At 72.5% G+C, this 1,417-nt stretch carries 1 protein-coding gene; it reads right to left on the reverse strand.

Annotated elements, in window-relative coordinates:
- Positions 1-1,417: amino acid adenylation domain-containing protein (locus JNW98_RS35620; protein WP_223772391.1), on the reverse strand; the 1,417-nt coding region annotated here is incomplete at both ends.

Below are 1,417 nucleotides of genomic sequence, written 5' to 3' on the forward strand. Positions count from 1 at the left end.
GACGTCCACGGCACCGGCGGCGGGCACGAGGTAGGCGGCCAGCCGCTTGACACCGGGCGTGTCCTCGCGGACGACGACGGCGGCCTGGGCGACGGAGGCGTCGGCGGTCAGCGCGTCCTCGATCTCCCCCGGCTCGACCCGGTATCCCCGGATCTTCACCTGGTCGTCGACCCGGCCGAGGAAGTCCAGCAGCCCGTCCTGCCGCCACCGCACCACGTCACCCGTCCGGTACATCCGCGCGCCCGGCTCCCCGAACGGGTCGGCCACGAACCGGCCCGCCGTCAGGCCGGGACGGTCGAGGTAACCCCGGGCGAGCCCAACGCCGGAGACGTAGAGCTCGCCGGGGACGCCGACGGGGACGGGCCGGAGGTGAGCGTCGAGGACGTGGGCGCGGGTGTTCCAGATCGGACGGCCCACGGTGGCCGTGTCGCTGTCCAGCGTGCCGCCGCCGAGGGTGTTGATCGTGTACTCGGTCGGCCCGTAGAGGTTGTAGCCCATCACGCCGGGCGTCTCGCGCAGCTTCGTCCAGAGGGAGTCGGCCACGGCCTCGCCGCCCAGCAGGACCAGCGCCGGCCGGTGCCGGCCCTCGTCCAGCAGCCCGCACTCCACGAGGGCCTGGGCGTAGGACGGTGTCACGTTGATGACGTCGACCTCATGCGAGGCACAGTAGGCCGCCAGCCCCTCCGCGTCGCGCCGCAGCGACTCGTCCAGGACATGCACCTCATGCCCCTCCACGAGCCACAGCAGCTCCTCCCACGACATGTCGAAGGAGAACGACACCGTGTGCGCGATCCGCAGACGACGCCCACCGGCAGCCGAGATCACCGGCTCGAAAATCGCCTCACGGTGATTGAGCTGCATGTTCGTCAGACCCCGATAAGGCGTCACGACGCCCTTCGGCCGCCCCGTCGACCCCGATGTGAAGATGACGTAGGCGGCGGCGTCGAGATCGACGTCCGCGTCCACCGGACCGGCCGGGAAGTCGGCGAGCTCCTTGGCGACGCACGGATCATCCAGCTCGACCACCGGAACACCGCGCACGTCCGGCATCCGGTCGCGGGCGGTCGAGTCGGTCAGCAGGACGACGGGCCGGGTCTCGGCGACCATGTAGGCGAGCCGGTCGACCGGGTAGTCGAGCTCCAGCGGCAGGTACGCCGCCCCGGTCCGCAGCACGGCGAACAGCGCCGCGACCATCTCCAGCGAACGCGGCAGCCCCAGCGCCACCACCCGCTCGGGTCCTGCGCCCCGGGCCGTCAGCAGCCGGGCCAGGCGGTCGACCTCGGCGTCCAGTTCGGCGAAGGTCCAGACCCGCTCGCCGGCCACCAGCGCGGTCTCGTCCGGGACGGTCGCGGCACGCTCGGCCAGCAGCTCCGCCACCGACTTCTCCGGCAGCTCCCGGTCCGTCGCCGCCCACTCC

Source organism: Streptomyces huiliensis (genome assembly GCF_020037025.1).
Lineage (GTDB): Bacteria > Actinomycetota > Actinomycetes > Streptomycetales > Streptomycetaceae > Streptomyces > Streptomyces huiliensis.